The 16,190-nt window shown below is 61.1% G+C and carries 14 protein-coding genes; 6 read left to right on the forward strand and 8 right to left on the reverse strand.

The window, feature by feature from the left end:
• Positions 1-232 precede the first annotated feature (232 nt).
• A complete protein-coding gene (locus I8E17_RS15805) occupies positions 233-928 on the reverse strand; it encodes a TetR/AcrR family transcriptional regulator (RefSeq protein WP_113367206.1) in 696 nt (231 codons plus the stop codon).
• Between the two features lie 180 nt (positions 929-1,108).
• On the opposite strand from I8E17_RS15805, the gene I8E17_RS15810 reads away from it, so the two are divergent.
• From I8E17_RS15810 to ugpC, 6 genes are all read left to right on the forward strand, one after another.
• Positions 1,109-2,392, forward strand: a complete 1,284-nt coding sequence (locus tag I8E17_RS15810; protein ID WP_112724179.1) for an ABC transporter substrate-binding protein — start codon at positions 1,109-1,111, stop codon at positions 2,390-2,392.
• 61 nt (positions 2,393-2,453) lie between these two features.
• Positions 2,454-3,365 (forward strand): sugar ABC transporter permease, encoded by a 912-nt coding sequence (locus I8E17_RS15815; RefSeq protein ID WP_229002119.1) that lies wholly within the window; start codon positions 2,454-2,456, stop codon positions 3,363-3,365.
• Between the two features lie 28 nt (positions 3,366-3,393).
• The gene (locus I8E17_RS15820) at positions 3,394-4,242 is read left to right on the forward strand and encodes a carbohydrate ABC transporter permease (RefSeq protein ID WP_229002120.1); all 849 of its coding nucleotides are present in this window, start codon (positions 3,394-3,396) and stop codon (positions 4,240-4,242) included.
• A 73-nt stretch (positions 4,243-4,315) separates the two neighbouring features.
• Positions 4,316-5,341: a Gfo/Idh/MocA family oxidoreductase gene (locus I8E17_RS15825; RefSeq protein WP_113367205.1), complete on the forward strand. Its 1,026-nt coding sequence runs from the start codon at positions 4,316-4,318 to the stop codon at positions 5,339-5,341.
• A gap of 7 nt (positions 5,342-5,348) precedes the next feature.
• Entirely contained in the window at positions 5,349-6,419 is a 1,071-nt protein-coding gene (locus tag I8E17_RS15830; protein ID WP_069611565.1) for a Gfo/Idh/MocA family oxidoreductase, read from the forward strand.
• Positions 6,420-6,463: 44 nt separating this feature from the next.
• Positions 6,464-7,543, forward strand: a complete 1,080-nt coding sequence (gene ugpC / locus I8E17_RS15835) for a sn-glycerol-3-phosphate ABC transporter ATP-binding protein UgpC (RefSeq protein WP_069611653.1) — start codon at positions 6,464-6,466, stop codon at positions 7,541-7,543.
• Between the two features lie 300 nt (positions 7,544-7,843).
• Here ugpC and I8E17_RS15840 read toward each other — a convergent pair whose 3' ends face one another.
• The 7 genes from I8E17_RS15840 to epmA form a co-directional block, all read right to left on the reverse strand.
• Positions 7,844-10,312 (reverse strand): glycoside hydrolase family 2 protein, encoded by a 2,469-nt coding sequence (locus tag I8E17_RS15840; protein ID WP_113367204.1) that lies wholly within the window; start codon positions 10,310-10,312, stop codon positions 7,844-7,846.
• A gap of 77 nt (positions 10,313-10,389) precedes the next feature.
• Positions 10,390-11,349: a DUF1839 family protein gene (locus I8E17_RS15845; RefSeq protein ID WP_112724227.1), complete on the reverse strand. Its 960-nt coding sequence runs from the start codon at positions 11,347-11,349 to the stop codon at positions 10,390-10,392.
• 8 nt (positions 11,350-11,357) lie between these two features.
• A complete protein-coding gene (locus I8E17_RS15850) occupies positions 11,358-12,266 on the reverse strand; it encodes an amino acid--[acyl-carrier-protein] ligase (RefSeq protein ID WP_069611563.1) in 909 nt (302 codons plus the stop codon).
• Positions 12,267-12,271: 5 nt separating this feature from the next.
• Positions 12,272-13,465, reverse strand: a complete 1,194-nt coding sequence (locus I8E17_RS15855) for an acyl-CoA dehydrogenase family protein (protein ID WP_069611562.1) — start codon at positions 13,463-13,465, stop codon at positions 12,272-12,274.
• The gene (locus tag I8E17_RS15860; protein ID WP_069611561.1) at positions 13,465-13,716 is read right to left on the reverse strand and encodes an acyl carrier protein; all 252 of its coding nucleotides are present in this window, start codon (positions 13,714-13,716) and stop codon (positions 13,465-13,467) included. Before I8E17_RS15860 ends, I8E17_RS15855 begins: the two co-directional genes overlap by 1 nt.
• 357 nt (positions 13,717-14,073) lie before the next feature.
• Positions 14,074-15,126 carry a lysine-2,3-aminomutase-like protein gene (locus I8E17_RS15865; protein ID WP_069611560.1) on the reverse strand — a complete coding sequence of 351 codons (1,053 nt, stop codon included), beginning with the start codon at positions 15,124-15,126 and terminating at the stop codon, positions 14,074-14,076.
• Positions 15,123-16,187, reverse strand: coding sequence for an EF-P lysine aminoacylase EpmA (gene epmA / locus I8E17_RS15870; protein ID WP_112724175.1), 1,065 nt, complete (start codon positions 16,185-16,187; stop codon positions 15,123-15,125). Before epmA ends, I8E17_RS15865 begins: the two co-directional genes overlap by 4 nt.
• Positions 16,188-16,190 lie beyond the last annotated feature (3 nt).

The raw sequence follows: 16,190 nt of genomic DNA on the forward strand, positions 1-16,190 counted from the left end.
ATCCGAATGAGGGCATTCGTTCGTTGCAGAACCGGTTCTTCAAATCTCCGGCCACGTGGCATCGTAACGACAGGCTCACGCTATCTCCTCCATCCCCAATTCCCTCCAGAACCAGGAAAAGCAAATGCTTGGTCAATCAGGCAATGTAACCATATGGTTACAAGATCGCGCGTTACCTCCGGCCTTGTCAATCACCTTTTGAAAATTTCTCGAACCGCCGCACTGCCGAACACTACCCGCGGATTGAAGCAAGCGTGACGGCAACGATATGCTCGCCCCAGTCATTGAGCGCATCCGGCGCCGTCAGCTTCCGCGCGAAAATCGTCGACAAGGTGTGCCGGTTAGACAGATAGAAAAAGCCGAGTGCCGCGATCGTGAGATAGACTGATATGGGATCGACCGCCGGCCGGAAAATGCCAAGTGCCTCCCCACGGCGCAGCACGTCCGCAAGTTCGTCGATCAGATGCGAATGCATGGCCGAGACTTTGTCGGAGCGCTGCAGATAATGCGCATGATGCAGATTTTCGGTGGCAAGCAGGCTCAGAAACTCAGGATGCGCGAGAAAATGCCGCCAGGTGAACAGGGCCAGCTCCCGCATCCCCTCCTCCGGATGACGATGCGCCAGATCCAACTGCTTTTCGGCATTGCGGATCGTCGCATAACTCGCCTCCAGCACGGCGAGATAGAGTCCCTCCTTGTCGCCGAAATAATGATAGAGCATACGCTTGTTGGTCTGCGCCCGCGCCGCGATCGCATCCATCCGGGCGCCGCCGAAACCATGCGCGGCAAATTCTTCCGTCGCCGCGTCCAAGATCGTGGCATGGGTGCGCTGCGGATTGCGCGATGCCTTTCTCGACCGCTTGCCCGCGGCCTTGTCGGCATCCGCTTGTGCTTTATTTTCAGTCTCTTGTCTCGCCCTGGCCGCCATGGACGATCTCCTTCCGAAGGGTAGCATCAGCGACGGATGCGGCCGGTTCCGGCACGCATCGTTTTGATTGCCGCGCGATTGGCGCTTGACAGCGGTCGCGTTTCTATCCAACTTGTAACCAAATAGTTATATCATGCAAAGCAGTTCGTAAATCATCGGTTCGCTGGGGAGGAGACCAGGATGACGTTGACGATCGACCGCCGGCAATTGCTTGCCGGCATGGCAGCTACGCTAGCTTTCAGCAGTATCGGACTATCCCGCGCCAATGCGGCGACCGCGATGCGCCTTCTTTGGTGGGGATCGAAGGAACGTGCAGATCGGACATTCGCAGCCGTAAAGGCCTATCAGACCAAGAACCCGGATATCACCATTGCCGGCGAATCCTTCGGCTGGGATAGCTACTGGACCCGCCTCGCCACACAGACCGGCGGCGGCAATGCGCCCGACCTCATACAGATGGATTATCGCTACATCTTCGAATATGCCCGCCGCGGCGCGCTGCTCGACATGACGCCCTATCTCGGCAAGAGCCTGGCGATCGAGGATTTCGGCCCGGCCAACATCGATTCCGGCAAGGTCGACAACAAGATCTACGGTGTCAGCCTCGGCGTGAATTCCTCAATGGTCGTCGTCAATACGGCCGCCTGGAAAGAGGCCGGCGTCGAGCCGCCGCATGACGGCATGACATGGGAGCAGCTCGGCGAGGCCTGTGCCAAGGTGACGGCTGCCAAGAAACGCCGCGGCTTCTATGGCACGGCAGATGCCGGCGGCAGCGAGCCCGCCTTGGAATGCTGGCTGCGCCAGCGCGGCAAGGCGCTCTACACGGCTGATGGCAAGCTGGCTTTCGAGGCCAAGGATGCCACCGAATGGTTCGATTTCTGGGGCCATATGCGAGAGATCGGCGCGTGCACGCCAGCCGACGTTCAGGCGCTGGACCAGCAGACCCTCGAAACCGACATGCTCGTGACCAAAAAGGCGGCCGTCAGCTACGCCCATTCCAATCAGTTCGTCGCCATTCAGGGTCTGGTCAAAGAGAAGCTCGATATCGTCTCCTATCCGGCCAATGCCGATAGCAAACCGGGCCAGTATCTGAAGCCCTCCATGCTCATGTCGGTCTCGGCAACATCCCAGAACAAGGATGCCGCCGTCGCCTTCGTCAATTATCTGGTCGAAGACCCGGAAGGCACGAAGGCACTCGGAGTCGAGCGCGGCGTTCCGCCTTCAAAAAAGATCCGCGATCTTCTGACGCCGGATCTGGATCCCGTCAGCAAACAGGTGGTCGATTATATCGGCCGGCTGACACCGCGTGTCGGAGCGCTGCCGCCATCCCCACCGAACGGCGCCGGCGAGAATGCTTTCCTGCTGAAGAAGATCGCCGAGGAGGTGGCCTTCGGCAAAACCAGCGCGCAGGACGCTGGCACGAAGTTCACCGAAAAGGCAGCAGCAAACATTACGCGAGGCTGATACCGTGGGTACAAACAGCAAGAGCGTTGCCGGCGGCTTGGCCGTCGGCGCGCGCGCGCCGTTGCGCGTGGAGACCTCCCATAAGGCGCCGAGTGCATTCGCGCGCAACGCACCCGGCTATCTCTTTCTTCTGCCGTGGTTCATCGGCTTTTTCGGACTGACCCTCGGACCGGCGATCGCCTCGCTCTATCTATCCTTTACCGACTACAATCTGCTGCAGTCTCCCAATCTCGTCGGCATAGACAACTATGTGCGGATTGCGACGGCGGACGACAAGTTCCTGTCGTCGATGAAGGTGACGCTGTTTTACGTCGTCTGCTCCGTGCCGCTGAAGCTTGCCTTCGCGCTGCTGGTGGCGCTGCTGCTCAACCGCGGCATCAAGGGCCTGCCGGTCTACCGTGCCATCTTCTATCTGCCGTCATTGCTCGGCTCCAGCGTCGCCATCGCCGTGCTGTGGCGGCAGATCTTCGACGCAGACGGCATCGTCAACACCCTGCTCTGGTACGCCTTCGGCATCAACGGGCCGAGCTGGATCTCCAATCCCGATTATTCGCTCTATACGCTCGTCATTCTCGCCATCTGGCAGTTCGGCTCGCCGATGATCATCTTCCTCGCAGGCTTGCGCCAGATCCCGACCGATCTTTATGAAGCCGCCAGCCTCGACGGCGCCTCCAAGGCACGGATTTTCTTCAAGATCACCCTGCCGCTTCTGACGCCCGTGATCTTCTTCAACGCCGTGGTCCAGACGATCGATGCCTTCAAAGCCTTCACGCCGGCCTATGTGATTTCCTCCGGCACCGGCGGGCCGATCGATTCGACGCTGTTCTATACGCTCTATCTCTACCAGGAAGCCTTCGGCTATTTCCGCATGGGCTATGCCGCGGCCCTTGCCTGGATCCTGGTGATCATCATCGCGATCTTCACCGCCTTCTCCTTCCTCTCCGCTCGTTATTGGGTCCACTACGATGACTGACGCGAAGCTCACCCATTTTGCCGAGGACATGAAGCCGCCGCGCGAGCGCCCGTGGTTCCTCTCCGTCCTCATCCATGTCGCCCTTATCGCCGCATCGATCGTGATGCTCTATCCGCTGCTGTGGATGCTGTCCGGCTCGATCAAGGACCAGAACGAGATCTTCGGCACGGCCTCGCTGATCCCCTCGCAATTCGATTTCAGCTCCTATGCCCGCGGCTGGTTCGGCGGCCAGGTCACCTTCGGCAAATTCGTCTGGAATTCGGCCGTCATCGCCGTGCTTTCGGTCATCGGCAACGTCATTTCCTGCTCGCTGGCGGCCTACGCCTTCGCGCGGCTGAACTTCTGGGGCAAGAATTTCTGGTTCGCGCTGATGCTGGGCACGCTGATGCTGCCCTATCACGTCACGCTGATCCCGCAATATATCCTCTTCCTCAAGCTCGGCTGGGTGAAGACCATGCTGCCGCTCGTCGTGCCGAAATTCCTGGCCGTCGATGCCTTCTTCATCTTCCTGATGGTGCAGTTCTTCCGCGGCATTCCGCGCGAGCTGGACGAGGCCGCAATGATGGACGGCTGCAGCCCATGGCGCATCTACTGGCGCATCATGCTGCCGCTGTCGCTTCCCGTTCTGGCGACAGCCGCCATCTTTTCCTTCATCTGGACCTGGGATGATTTCTTCGGGCCGCTGATCTACCTTTCGGACATCAACACCTACACGGTACAGCTCGGCTTGCGCTCCTTCGTAGACTCCACCGGAAGTTCCGACTGGAGCGGTCTGTTTGCCATGTCGAGCCTGTCGCTGATCCCGGTCTTCCTGATCTTCCTCTTCTTTCAGAGGTTGCTGATCGACGGCATCGCGACCGCCGGCCTCAAACGCTGATTATGAACCCGCAGTCCCGAATACCCAAGGTTTGGGACTGCGAACCAACAAACCCACTGAAAGGAAATGTCGCATGAGCGCGTTGCGCTTCGCCGCCATCGGCCTCAATCACGATCATATCTACGGCCAGGTCAACGTCATGCTGCGGGCCGGCGCCGAACTCGTCGCCTTCCATACAGTGGAAGACGATCTCGCCGCCACCTTCGCCGAGCGCTTTCCACAGGCGAAACGCGTCGCTGACAAGCGCGAAATTCTGGAGGACCACTCCATCGCGCTGATCGTCAGCGCCGCGATTTCCAGTGAGCGTGCCGATCTCGCTATCGAGGCCATGCGCCACGGCAAGGACGTGATGCTCGACAAGCCCGGCATGGTGACGCTGGATCAGCTCGCGGACGTCCGGAAGGTGCAAGCCGAGACCAAGCGCATCGTCTCCATCCTCTATTCCGAGCATTTCGAGACGGCATCGACGGTCAAGGCAGGCGAATTGGTCAAGGCAGGCGCCATCGGCAAGGTCATCCACACGACCGGCCTCGGCCCCCATCGGCTCCGCAAACCCACCCGGCCAGACTGGTTCTTCGACCGCAAGCGCTATGGCGGCATCATCGCCGACATCGCCTCGCATCAGTGCGAGCAGTTCCTGTTCTTTGCAGACTCCCTCGAAGCCGAGGTGCTGTCGGCGACAGTGTCCAACCGCGCCAATCCGGAAACGCCGGGCCTGCAGGACTATGGCGATTTCCATGTGAGGACGCCCGACGTCACGGGCTATGTCCGCGTCGACTGGTTCACGCCGGATGGTCTGTCGACATGGGGCGACGGCCGCCTCTTCATCGTCGGCACGGAAGGCACGATCGAGCTGCGCAAATATATCGACGTCGCCGGCCGGCCCGGCACCGACCATCTCTTCCTCACCGACCGCAAGGGCATGCAGCATATCGACTGCAGCGGCGTCGAGCTGCCCTATGGCCGCCAGCTTGTGGCCGACATCAGAGACCGCACCGAAACGGCCATGGGCCAGGAACATTGCTTCAAGGCCATGGAGTTGGCGCTGAAGGCGCAGGCGCTTGCCGAGGCAACATCGCTCAACAGCATTCAAAGGTAATTGCGTCATGTCCGACATCAAGAAAGTCGCGATCATCGGCCTCGGCATCGGCCGCTCCCACATCGTCGAAGGTTATCTGCCGCATCCGGATCGCTTCGAAGTCGCCGTCCTCTGCGATCTCAACGAGGAACGCCTGAATGCCGTCGGCGACGAATTCGGCATCGCGAGACGCCTCAAGGATTTCTCGGAAGTCCTCAACATGCCTGATATCGACATCGTCGACATCTGCACGCCGCCCGGTTCGCATTTCCAGCTGATCATGCAGGCGCTTGCCGCCGGCAAACACGTGGTCTGCGAAAAGCCACTTGTGGGATCGCTCGCCGATGTCGATGCGGTCATCGCGGCCGAAAAGATCGCCAAGGGCCGGCTGATGCCGATATTCCAGTATCGCTATGGCGACGGCATCCAGAAGGCCAAGCGCATCATCGCTTCGGGTATTGCCGGCAAGCCCTATGTCGCCACGTCGGAGACGCATTGGGTGCGCGGCGCCGATTATTATGCGGTTCCCTGGCGCGGCAAGTGGGATACCGAACTCGGCGGCGTGCTGATGACGCACTCCATCCATCTGCACGACATGCTGACCTATCTGATGGGGCCGATCGCGGGCCTCTTCGGCCGTGTCGCCACCCGCGTCAACGATATCGAGGTGGAGGATTGCGCCAGCGCCAGCCTGCTGATGGAAAATGGCGCGCTCGCCACCATCAGCGCCACACTCGGGTCGCAGGAGCAGATCAGCCGCCTGCGCCTCGCCTTCGAAAACGTCCTGATCGAAAGCAATCACGAGCCCTACAGCCCCGGCCAGGATCCCTGGAAGATCGTCCCCGCCAATGACGAGATCGGCGCGAAGATCGATGCGCTGCTCGCCGACTGGTCGCCGATCCCCAACCGTTTCAACACGCAGATGAGGCTGTTCCATGAGGCGCTGGTGTCCGGCGGACCGCTGCCGGTGACCACGGCCGATGCCCGCCAGGCACTGGAACTGGTCACCGCGTTCTATGAATCGTCGGAAACCCGCACCGAGGTCCGCTTCCCCGTCGGGCCGGAAGCCAAGAAATACAAGAGCTGGAGGCCGTCATGAACGTTGCCCCGCAGGCCATCAGAACCAACAAGGAGGGAGCGCCTATGGCGACAAGCGTATCGCTACAGAAGGTTATCAAGCGCTACGGCGAGCTTCAGGTGGTTCACGGGATCGATCTGGAAATCGAGCCGGGGGAATTCACCGTCTTCGTCGGCCCCTCCGGCTGCGGCAAGTCCACGCTCCTGCGCATGATAGCCGGCCTCGAGCCGATTTCCGGCGGCGGACTCTATCTCGACGGCAGCCGCATGAACGATGTCCCCGCCTCCAAGCGCGGCATCGCCATGGTCTTCCAGTCCTATGCGCTCTACCCGCATATGACCGTTTACAAGAACCTTGCCTTCGGGCTGGAAACGGCCGGCATGAAGAAGCAGGACATCCAGCCGCGCGTCGAAAAGGCAGCCGAGATCCTGCAGATCAAGCAGCTGCTGCAACGCAAGCCGAAACAGCTCTCCGGCGGCCAGCGCCAGCGCGTCGCGATTGGCCGCGCCATCGTGCGCGAGCCAAACATCTTCCTCTTCGACGAGCCGCTTTCGAACCTCGACGCGGAACTGCGCGTTCAGATGCGCGTCGAGATCGCCCGCCTGCACCAGCGCCTCGGCAACACCATGATCTACGTCACCCACGACCAGACCGAGGCGATGACCATGGCCGACAAGATCGTGGTGCTGAACGGCGGCAAGATCGAACAGGTCGGCGCGCCGCTCGATCTTTATAACAAGCCAAAGAACAAGTTCGTCGCCGGCTTTATCGGCTCGCCAAAGATGAATTTTCTCGATGCCAAGATCGTCGCCTCCGACGACGGCTCCGCCGTCATCGATCTCGCCGGCCAGACGGTGCGCCTGCCGCGCCGGCTGGGCAGCCTGCAGCCAGGACAACCCGTCACCCTCGGCGCCCGCCCGGAGCACCTGAATGTCGGCGATCGCGGCCTGGCGCTCGGCAATGCCCGCGTCGATCTCGTCGAACATCTCGGCGGCCAGACGATCCTCTACGTCACGCTGCATGGCGGTCAGGCGCTAACGGTTGCGCTGGAAGATCAGCAAGCCATCCGTGCCGGCGAGACGGTCAGCATCCATATCGATCCCGAGCGCTGCCACCTGTTCGGGCCGGATGGGGTGACGCTGTAGGAGAGCTGGTGTGAAGAGTTATCTCGCCCCTGGCGGGCGACAAAGTAAAAACTTAGGATTAGGCGAGGGCTCGTCCCTCGTCTAATTCTTAGTTTTTACAAGAGCGGGGGTAGGCATGGACGCAATCAGCTTCCAGTCTATTGGTGCAAGAATGGACCCCCTCTCTTGCAATTTCAATGGCTTAGAAATTGCGCCGAGCTTTGAACGCGCTGAGCCTCCAATGTCGCAATTCCTAAACCAATGAAATTACTTTCTCGCCCGCCAGGGGCGAGATAGGTCCCCGCATTTGCCGTGCCTTGGTTACACCTCGACGATCCGCCGGCTGCCGATGGAGCGGATTTGCCCGGATGGAATGACATCGGCCGGAACGCTCTCCCGCCGGTACAGGCGAATCCGCCGGCTGCCCGGCGCAAGATGGAACCAGTCGTCCTCGGCCCGATAGGCTTCCAGATCGATCTGCACCGATTGCGCCAGCCGGTCGCTGATCAGCTCCAGATACCAATCCTCGCCTTCCTGAAGAACCGATGCAGTGATCTCGGCATCGTGAAAAGCTTTCGTTCTGCCAAGCGGGAAGTAGAAGGCCTGAGCGATGAGCGCGCCGGTTACCGAGTTCGTCAGCCTCGCGACAGTGACATCATGCGACGGTGGTCCGAAACGGAAAGCATAGGTCGTGTCGAAGAAGGCGCCAAAAAGATCAGTGCACGCTATCTTTTCCCTGCCGCGCGCTTCCATTACTAAGTCGCGGCCTCCGCCCACGACGATCTGACGACCGTCGCGCAGGCAGGAGACCTCGACAGTGAGGTTCAGTGCCGCATCGCTCTCGTTGATGACATGTACGTCGAGACCGTTCGTGCCTTCATCCATCAGCAGCACCTGCACTGGCCGGAAGGCGCGGCGCAGCCCATACCAGACCGGCTTCGGCTCTCCGGTCGAATCGATCACGCCCCAGCCGGCGCCGGGAAGCAGATCCTGCAGCGTCCAGACGAGCGCGCCGTTGCAGCCGGAACTTTGGCGGCGCCACTCGGCATAGGTCTCCTCGGCTACTTCACCGGTCACCGCCCGCGAAAGGTTGAGGTATAGATCGGGGTCTTCCCGCCGCAACCGGTTGGGCTCGAAACCGTAAAGCTCCTGAAGATAATGATCACGCACATCCTCGAAATCCCAGGATGCGCCGCGATCGCGCGGTACCCGCTCTTTCCATAGCGGGCTATGGACTGCGGGAACCGGCAGATGCTGCCCCAGAGTACGGGCTTGCGGCACATGCGCGAAAGCCAGACTCTCTGCGGCGAAGCGGACGTCGGCACGGCGCGCATCGGCAAGCGGCCGCATATAGGCGCCGACGCCATAATAATGCGTGACGCCGGCATTCGGCGAAAACGGCATCGGCCCACCCGAGGGTGAATTGACGGCATAGGGCACATCCGGCCGCAGCGATTGCACCAGCGGCGGGATGATCTCCTCGACAACAGGGCTTTTCCAGAACTGTTCCGGCAGGCCCATCATCGCGGCCTGCTGATGGATCTCGCTGCCGCCGCAAAGGATGGCCAGCGAAGGCGACAGGCGGGTACGGCCCAGAAGCTGCGAAACCTCCGCCTCGACATGGGCGTTGAACGCCTTGTCATTCTTCGGATAGTCGAAATTGGCAAACATGAAATCCTGCCAGACCAGCAGGCCAAGTTCGTCGCACAGGCGGTAGAGCTCCGGCGTCTCGTAAGCCATGGTGCCGCCGATGCGGATCATGTTCATGCCGGCTTCAACCGCCAGCCGCAGCCAGGATTCATAATCGTCGCGGCCGCCAGGCAGGCGTACGATATCGGCTGTGGTCCAGACCGCGCCGCGGCAGAAAATCCGCTCACCATTCACGACAAGAGCGAAATCCTGGCCATCGGCGCCGCGATCGACCGACAGCCGACGGAAACCGGTCTTTCCGAGCGCATGCTCCACGCCATCGACGACGAGCGTGACATCATGGAGTTGCGGCACGCCATGCGTATGCGGCCACCAGGGCGTCACATCGGGAATTTTCAGGATTGCGGTATAGCGGCCGGCGCTATCCTTTTCGAAGGACTGCTCCATCTCTCCGCAGCGCAAAAGCAGCTCTTCAACGGCGCCCTCGATCGAGAGCGAGGCATAGAGCCTACCCTCGCCATTCTCAAGCAGGTCCGGCCGCAAGGAGAGATCACGAATGACGGGCGCGCTCGGCCGCAGCAGCGAGATCGGCCGCCACGGACCGACTGCCTGAACCTCCGGACACCAGCCGGGCATGTGGCCGAGCAAAGTCGTGCGCACCATGCGCAGGCCTTGCGGCGTGATCATCTGCGGCCGCCAGCGGGCGCGTGGCCCGGGCTCGGAAAGCTTCGGCTCCAGCGCGCGGAAGCAGAGCGCCAGCTCGTCACCGCCAAGCAGGGTGACGTCGAGGTCATGGGCCTCGAACATGCTTTCGGAAACAAGGATTTGCTGGCCGTTGAGGAAGACTTCGCAAAGCGTCGCCAGCCCCTCCAGTCGCAGGACCGCGTCGCCCGCCTCCACATCCACCAGACGGCAGATGTACCAGGCATCGCGATCATGAAGCGGCTGCGGCCTTGTCCGGTCGAAGCGCCCGACCTTTTCCAGCGCCTCTGCCACCGTGCCCGGCACGGGCGCGGGAATGAAACCTGAGGTCAGCGGCACATCGGACGGTAAGAGGCAGGTGCCCGCCTCCGTCAGTACCAGATTCCAACCTTCGCTCAGCCGCATTCCGCCGCCGAGATCCGCCAAGCGCCCGCCCATGACATCTTTCGGGGATTACCCCCGCCCCAATATGTTCAGAAATAACCCAGCCGTATCACGGATCGAACGGAAACCCGTCAAAGCTTCCGTTCAAGTTCGCTCATCATGGAATCCCATGCATCGGCGGCGGGATCAAGCGCCGTGCGCAGCGGCTCGAATTTCTTGCGCGTGATGGCACGGGCAAGCTGGAACTGCACCGATTTTGCCGTCTCGGAAATTTTCCGCGCTTCGCCAGCCGCGTTACCCAAATCGGCCGCGAGCCAATCGAAATGGCTGCCGGCCAGTTCGAAATTGGCGCCGAGCTGACGCAGCGTGTTGAACGCATATTTATGGAAGAAGCCGAAAGGCCGTTCGGCGATCGCCTCCACCTGCGCCGGGAAGACCTCGGCGAAGGCACGGATCGGATTGGCCTTGGGACGACGGCGGAAATGGAAGGACAGAAGCTGCCGTGCCGTCTCGCGGATTCCAGCGTCAGCCGGTAGCTTCTCCGGAAATTTCGCAAATTCCGTATAGGGCAGGAAGGGCAGATCCGCATCCGTCAGATGCAGCTGGAACAGTCCGTCGAAATCATCGCCCGACAGCTGGAAGAAGCCGCCATTGTGGAAATAATCGAGCGTGCGGCCTTCCATATCGAGCCGGTTGATCGCGACCGTCGTCTTGCCGTGTTCGCGGCGATAGCCGACGCCCTGCGTGTCCGGCATGAAGAAGGAATCCATCTCCACCAGGCAGAGCCGGCCGCGGCCGATCTGCTCGATGACATGGTTCTCAACCTTGTCGTAAATCGCAAGCTCGGTGCAGCGCACGCCATAGAGCGCTTCCAGATCCTCGAGCGGCACCTTGAAGAAGGTGAACTGGTCGCCCTCGAAATCTTGGCCCAGCGTGAAGCCGAGCATGGCTTCCGGCGGCAGCTTCAGGCTCGAAAGCACCTCGATCCAGAGATCGATATAGCAGTTGGTCTCGGGCCACATGCGCTCGCTGTCGTGCAGCGCATGTGGCTTGTAGGCGGCGGGATCCAGTCCCTGAAACACGGAAGCCATGGGTGCGATCAGCCCCACAGCGCCTTGCGCACGCTCTCGGGCCATTCCTTGACGTCGAGACCGTGGGTGTGAAACAGCGCCAGCGCGATGCGCTCCAGGCCGAAGCCGACGCAAGCCGTATGCACGACGCTGCCATCGGCAAAATTCAGGCCCCACTTCGTACCGAAGGCATCCTGGTGGTAGTTGAAGCTCATGCAGGCGGTCGGCTTGGCGGTCGAGGTGATCGGGATCAGCAGCTCGAACTTCAGGTTCTGGTCGCGCTGGTTGTTGGCGAGCATCTTACCGGCCCGGCCGAAGAACGGATCGTTGGCGACATCGATGGTCACGTCGAGGCCGACGGCCTTCATCATCTCGACACCACGGTCCATCCAGCTCTGGCGGAAATCCGTCACATGCTTTTCGCTGCCCATGCAGACATATTCGCGCATGCGGAAGAGCTGCTGGCGGGCCGGGTCCTTGGAGGGCTCGTGGCGGAAGCAATAGGACTGCAGGTCGTAGAGCGCGCCGTTTTCCGGAATGGCGCCGCGCTTGGCAACGGTCGGATAGAGCGGATAGCAGGCGGCCGGCGTCAGCACGATATCGGTCGCCTGCTGGTCTTTCGTCCAGTCGTCGCCGACTTCCATGCATTTCAGCAGGCTCATATGGTCGAGCTCATTGCCGCAGAAGCTGTGCACCGTGCCGGCCAGCTGCGGGAAGCTCTTCATGTAGCCGCTCGTCTCGAAGAAGGCGCGGTTCATGCCGGGCGGAAAGCGGATTGCTTCGGCGCCATCGGCGCCGCCGAATTTGTCGATCAGCCGCTCGAAAGCGGAAATAACGTCTTCGAACTGGCCGCTGCGGCCGTAGAGACCATCAACGCCGGTGTCGATCAGAAGGCCGGAGTCGAAAAGGCGGTCGAGAAACGATGTTTGCATATCCATGACGGTTACCCCAACAGGCTGGTATCTTGTTTGTGGACGAGCAGCATGGTCGACGTATTGCCGAGAATGCGGTCATTCGAGATCATCAATTGTGCCGAGTGCGCGTCGCGCAGGTGGCGGCCGAGGCTGTAGGGCGTACCGTTCTTGTAGCCCATGATGCCGCAGATCAGCATCGCGTGATTGATGATCGGCAGGATCATCTCCGAGGATGCGATCTTGACGTTGTTCATCGCCACGGCGAAAGCCATCGACGACAGGCGGTCCGCATCGAGTTTCGCCTCCTCATAGGCCTTCAGCCCGGCAACCACATTGGATTTCACCATCTGCAGCATGCTGGAGGCTTCGGCGAGACGCAGCGCACCGGGCGGCGGCGCGCCGGGAGACTTGCGGGCAGCGGCCCGCACGAACGCCTGTGCGCGCGAAACCGCATCGGCGGCAATCCCATACCACACACCGCTCCAGAGCAGGTGCGAGCTTGCCAGCATCGATTGCGCGGCGATCTCGGCAAATGGCTTCGGCAGGATCTGCTTGGCCGGCGCCTCGCCCTTGAACAGGAAGCCGTCGGAGCAGGTGCCGCGCATGCCGAGCGTGTTCCACTCGACCGTGCGCTTGAGTTCGTATTGATCCCTAAGGAAGCAGGTCAGCACCTGATCGGAAGACGCCGCCTCGGCATGGCTGCGCGAGGTAATCAGGATGGCGTCGGCATGGGCGCCGTAGGAAATGACGGTCGCATCCTTTTCGAGGGTGCAGGTATCGCCTTCGACCTTGATGGCGCAGATGCTGTTGCGCAGATTGCCACCAATCCCGCCTTCGGTCGTCGCCGAAGCGAGCAGCAACTGTTCCCTGGCGATGCGGCGCATGAAGTCGCGGTGCCAATCGCTGTCGACGCCGTGCTCGACCAGGCTCGAAAGCTTGATCTGGTGCATGGCGAAGACCATGGCGCTCGCCGCACAAGCCTGACCGAGGATCGAGCAGAGCTCGGCGATTTCGGTCACCGACGCGCCTTCACCGCCGAGATCGGCGGGGATCTGGATGGAGAGCAGCTTTTCGGCGCGCATCGCGTCGACGGCTTCGCGCGGGAACCGGCCCTCGGCATCGACGGCATCGGCGTGTTGGCTGGCGATCGCTGCGACGCGGGCGGCGCGCACCGCCGCTCCTTCGCCCGACCCAACCTCGAGTAAAGCGACCGCCGCAGTCATCAGGCGACCTTTCTGCCGTCCAGGATCATACCGACGGTTCTTTCGATCGCGGCGATACTGGCGAAGGACTTGCGGTTCAGCAGGTTGTCGGGAAACTCTATGTCGAAGGCTTCCTCGATGCCGAGCATCAGCTGTACGGAAGCGAAAGAAGACAGCCCCGTCGCATAGAGATCAGCGTCATCTTCGATCTGATCGATAGCAACGGGAAGCGCGCCGAACTTGGCCAACAAATCGCGAATCGTCTTGTTCATAGTCTAGTCCCTTCTGGCATTGGCAAGCATAACCGCAGTTACGCAGTCTTTTCCTTCGCCGAGAAGTAACAGGCAAAATAGAACATTCCGCTAAGCGACGTGGTAAATAAAAACAACTTATACTTGGTAGGAAATTGCTATATTCGAGATTTTTCCGACTGAAATTTACCAAGCGTAAGCCATCTAAATCGCAGCTCGCGCATTAATATTATACACATCTAATGTAAAGATGTGGTGCTTTTTGGAAAGCGGCGGACCCCAAGTCGGTTAACGTGCCAAAATTCGTCACAACGTTTACGCTAAAAATACAATCCCGATCGGAGCGCCAGCAAAAGTAGAGACCCTTCGCGACGGGTGCTAACCTTCCGGCGGATAGATGTGGTCACCACCTCTATAATCCGAAATCGAATAGCACCCCTCGCCAAGTTCGCGAACCGCGCTTTGACCGATGTCGGCCTTGCCGTAGCCGCCGGGAATATCGAGAATGTAAGTGGGCTGGCAAAGGCCGGAAATACGGCCGCGTAGCGCCGCGACGATTGCTTGTCCTTCGGCAATCGTCAGGCGGAAGTGGCTGGTTCCCGGCGCAAGGTCCGGATGATGCAGGTAATAGGGCTTCACCCGCGTCTCCACAAAAGCCTTCATTAACGCCGCCAGCACGTCCGGATCGTCATTGATGCCCTTGAGGAGAACCGACTGACTGACCAGCACGATGCCCGCATCGACCAGCCGGGCGCAGGCGGCGCGCGCCTCCTCCGTCAGCTCGCGTGGATGGTTGGCATGCAGCGCCACATAGATGGTCTTGCCGCTCGCCTTCAGAGCCGCAATCAGCGCCGCATCGATCCTTGACGGGTCAACGACGGGGATGCGGGTATGGAAGCGGACGATCTTCACATGGTCGATCTCGGCAAGCTGCCCGAGAATTTCTTCCAGCCGGCGCGGCGAGAGAATGAGCGGATCGCCACCGGTCAGGATGACCTCCCAAATCTCCTTATGGTCGCGGATATAGGCAAAGGCGCCGCCCAGCCCCTCGCCATCCAGCGTGCCGAGCCCCTGTGGCCCGACCATCTCGCGGCGGAAGCAGAAGCGGCAATAGACCGGGCAGACATGTACGGCTTTCAGCAACACGCGATCCGGATAGCGATGAACGATGCCCCCGACGGGGCTGTGCGCGTGGTCGCCGATCGGATCGGCCCGCTCCGCCGGCGTAACGATGAGTTCGGCGGCATCCGGCACGAACTGCCGGGCAATAGGATCGGCGGGGTTTGCGGGGTCGATCAGACGCGTGACGGTCGGCGTCAGGGCGACGGCATAGCGTTCCGCCACCGCTTCCAGCGCCGCTGCCTGATCGGCATCGATCAGCCCGGCGCGCTCAAGCTCTCCGATGGTCCGGATCGGGCGCATCACATTCATGCGTCACACTCCGCGACCGGTGCCCACAGCACCTGCTCGATCCGTGAGGCGCCGGTTGCCAGCATCACGAGCCGGTCGAAGCCCAGCGCGATGCCGCTCGCCTCGGGCATGACGGCAAGCGCCTCCAGAAACTCCTCGTCCAGCGGATAGGTCTCGCCATAGACACGCTGCTTTTCCGCCATTTCGATCTCGAAGCGACGACGCTGCTCTTCGGCATTGGTGAGTTCGCCGAAAGCATTGGCCAGCTCGACGCCGCAGGCATAGAGCTCGAAACGCTCGGCAACGCGATGATCCCTGGCCGATGGCCGCGCAAGCGCCGCCTCGGAAACGGGATATTCGTCGAGAATGGTGGCGCGTCCGAAGCCCAGATTCGGCTCGATCTTCTCCACCAATACGCGGCTGAAAAGATCCTGCCACAGATCGTCGTCGGCAACGCGAATGCCCGCCTTGCGCATATCCGCCGCCAGGCGCTCGCGATCCGTCGATCCGTCGAGACCGATGGAGGCGAAGAGATCGATACCGGCATATCGTTCGAAGGCGGCCGCGACGCTGATGCGCTCGGGCGGGAGAAATGGATCGATCTCCGCGCCGCGATAGCTGAGTTTCTTCGCCCCGACCGTCTCGGCTGCCAGCTCCAGCAGCGCGGCACAATCCCCCATCAGGATTTCGTAGCTCTCTCCTGCCCGATACCATTCCAGCATGGTGAATTCCGGATGGTGCAGCGGCCCACGCTCGCGATTGCGATAGACATGGGCAAAGCAGGCGATGCGCTCCTCACCCGCCGCAAGCAGCTTCTTGCAGGCAAATTCGGGTGATGTATGCAGATAAAGAGGCGATGCCTTGCCGTCGGTCGTCAGCGCCTCGGTCTCGAAAGCATGCAGATGAGCCTCGTTGCCGGGCGATACCTGCAGCGTCGCCGTATCCACCTCGATGAAGTCGTTGCGCGCGAAGAAAGTCCGCAACGCCGCCTGGATGGCATTGCGGCCGATCAGGAACGGCCGTCGGTCCGCATGGACATTGCGGGTCCACCAGGGGGACGCCTTGCTCGTCTTTGGCTTCATTCC

The organism is Rhizobium sp. AB2/73, assembly GCF_020871915.1.
Taxonomy (GTDB): Bacteria; Pseudomonadota; Alphaproteobacteria; order Rhizobiales; family Rhizobiaceae; genus Rhizobium; species Rhizobium dioscoreae.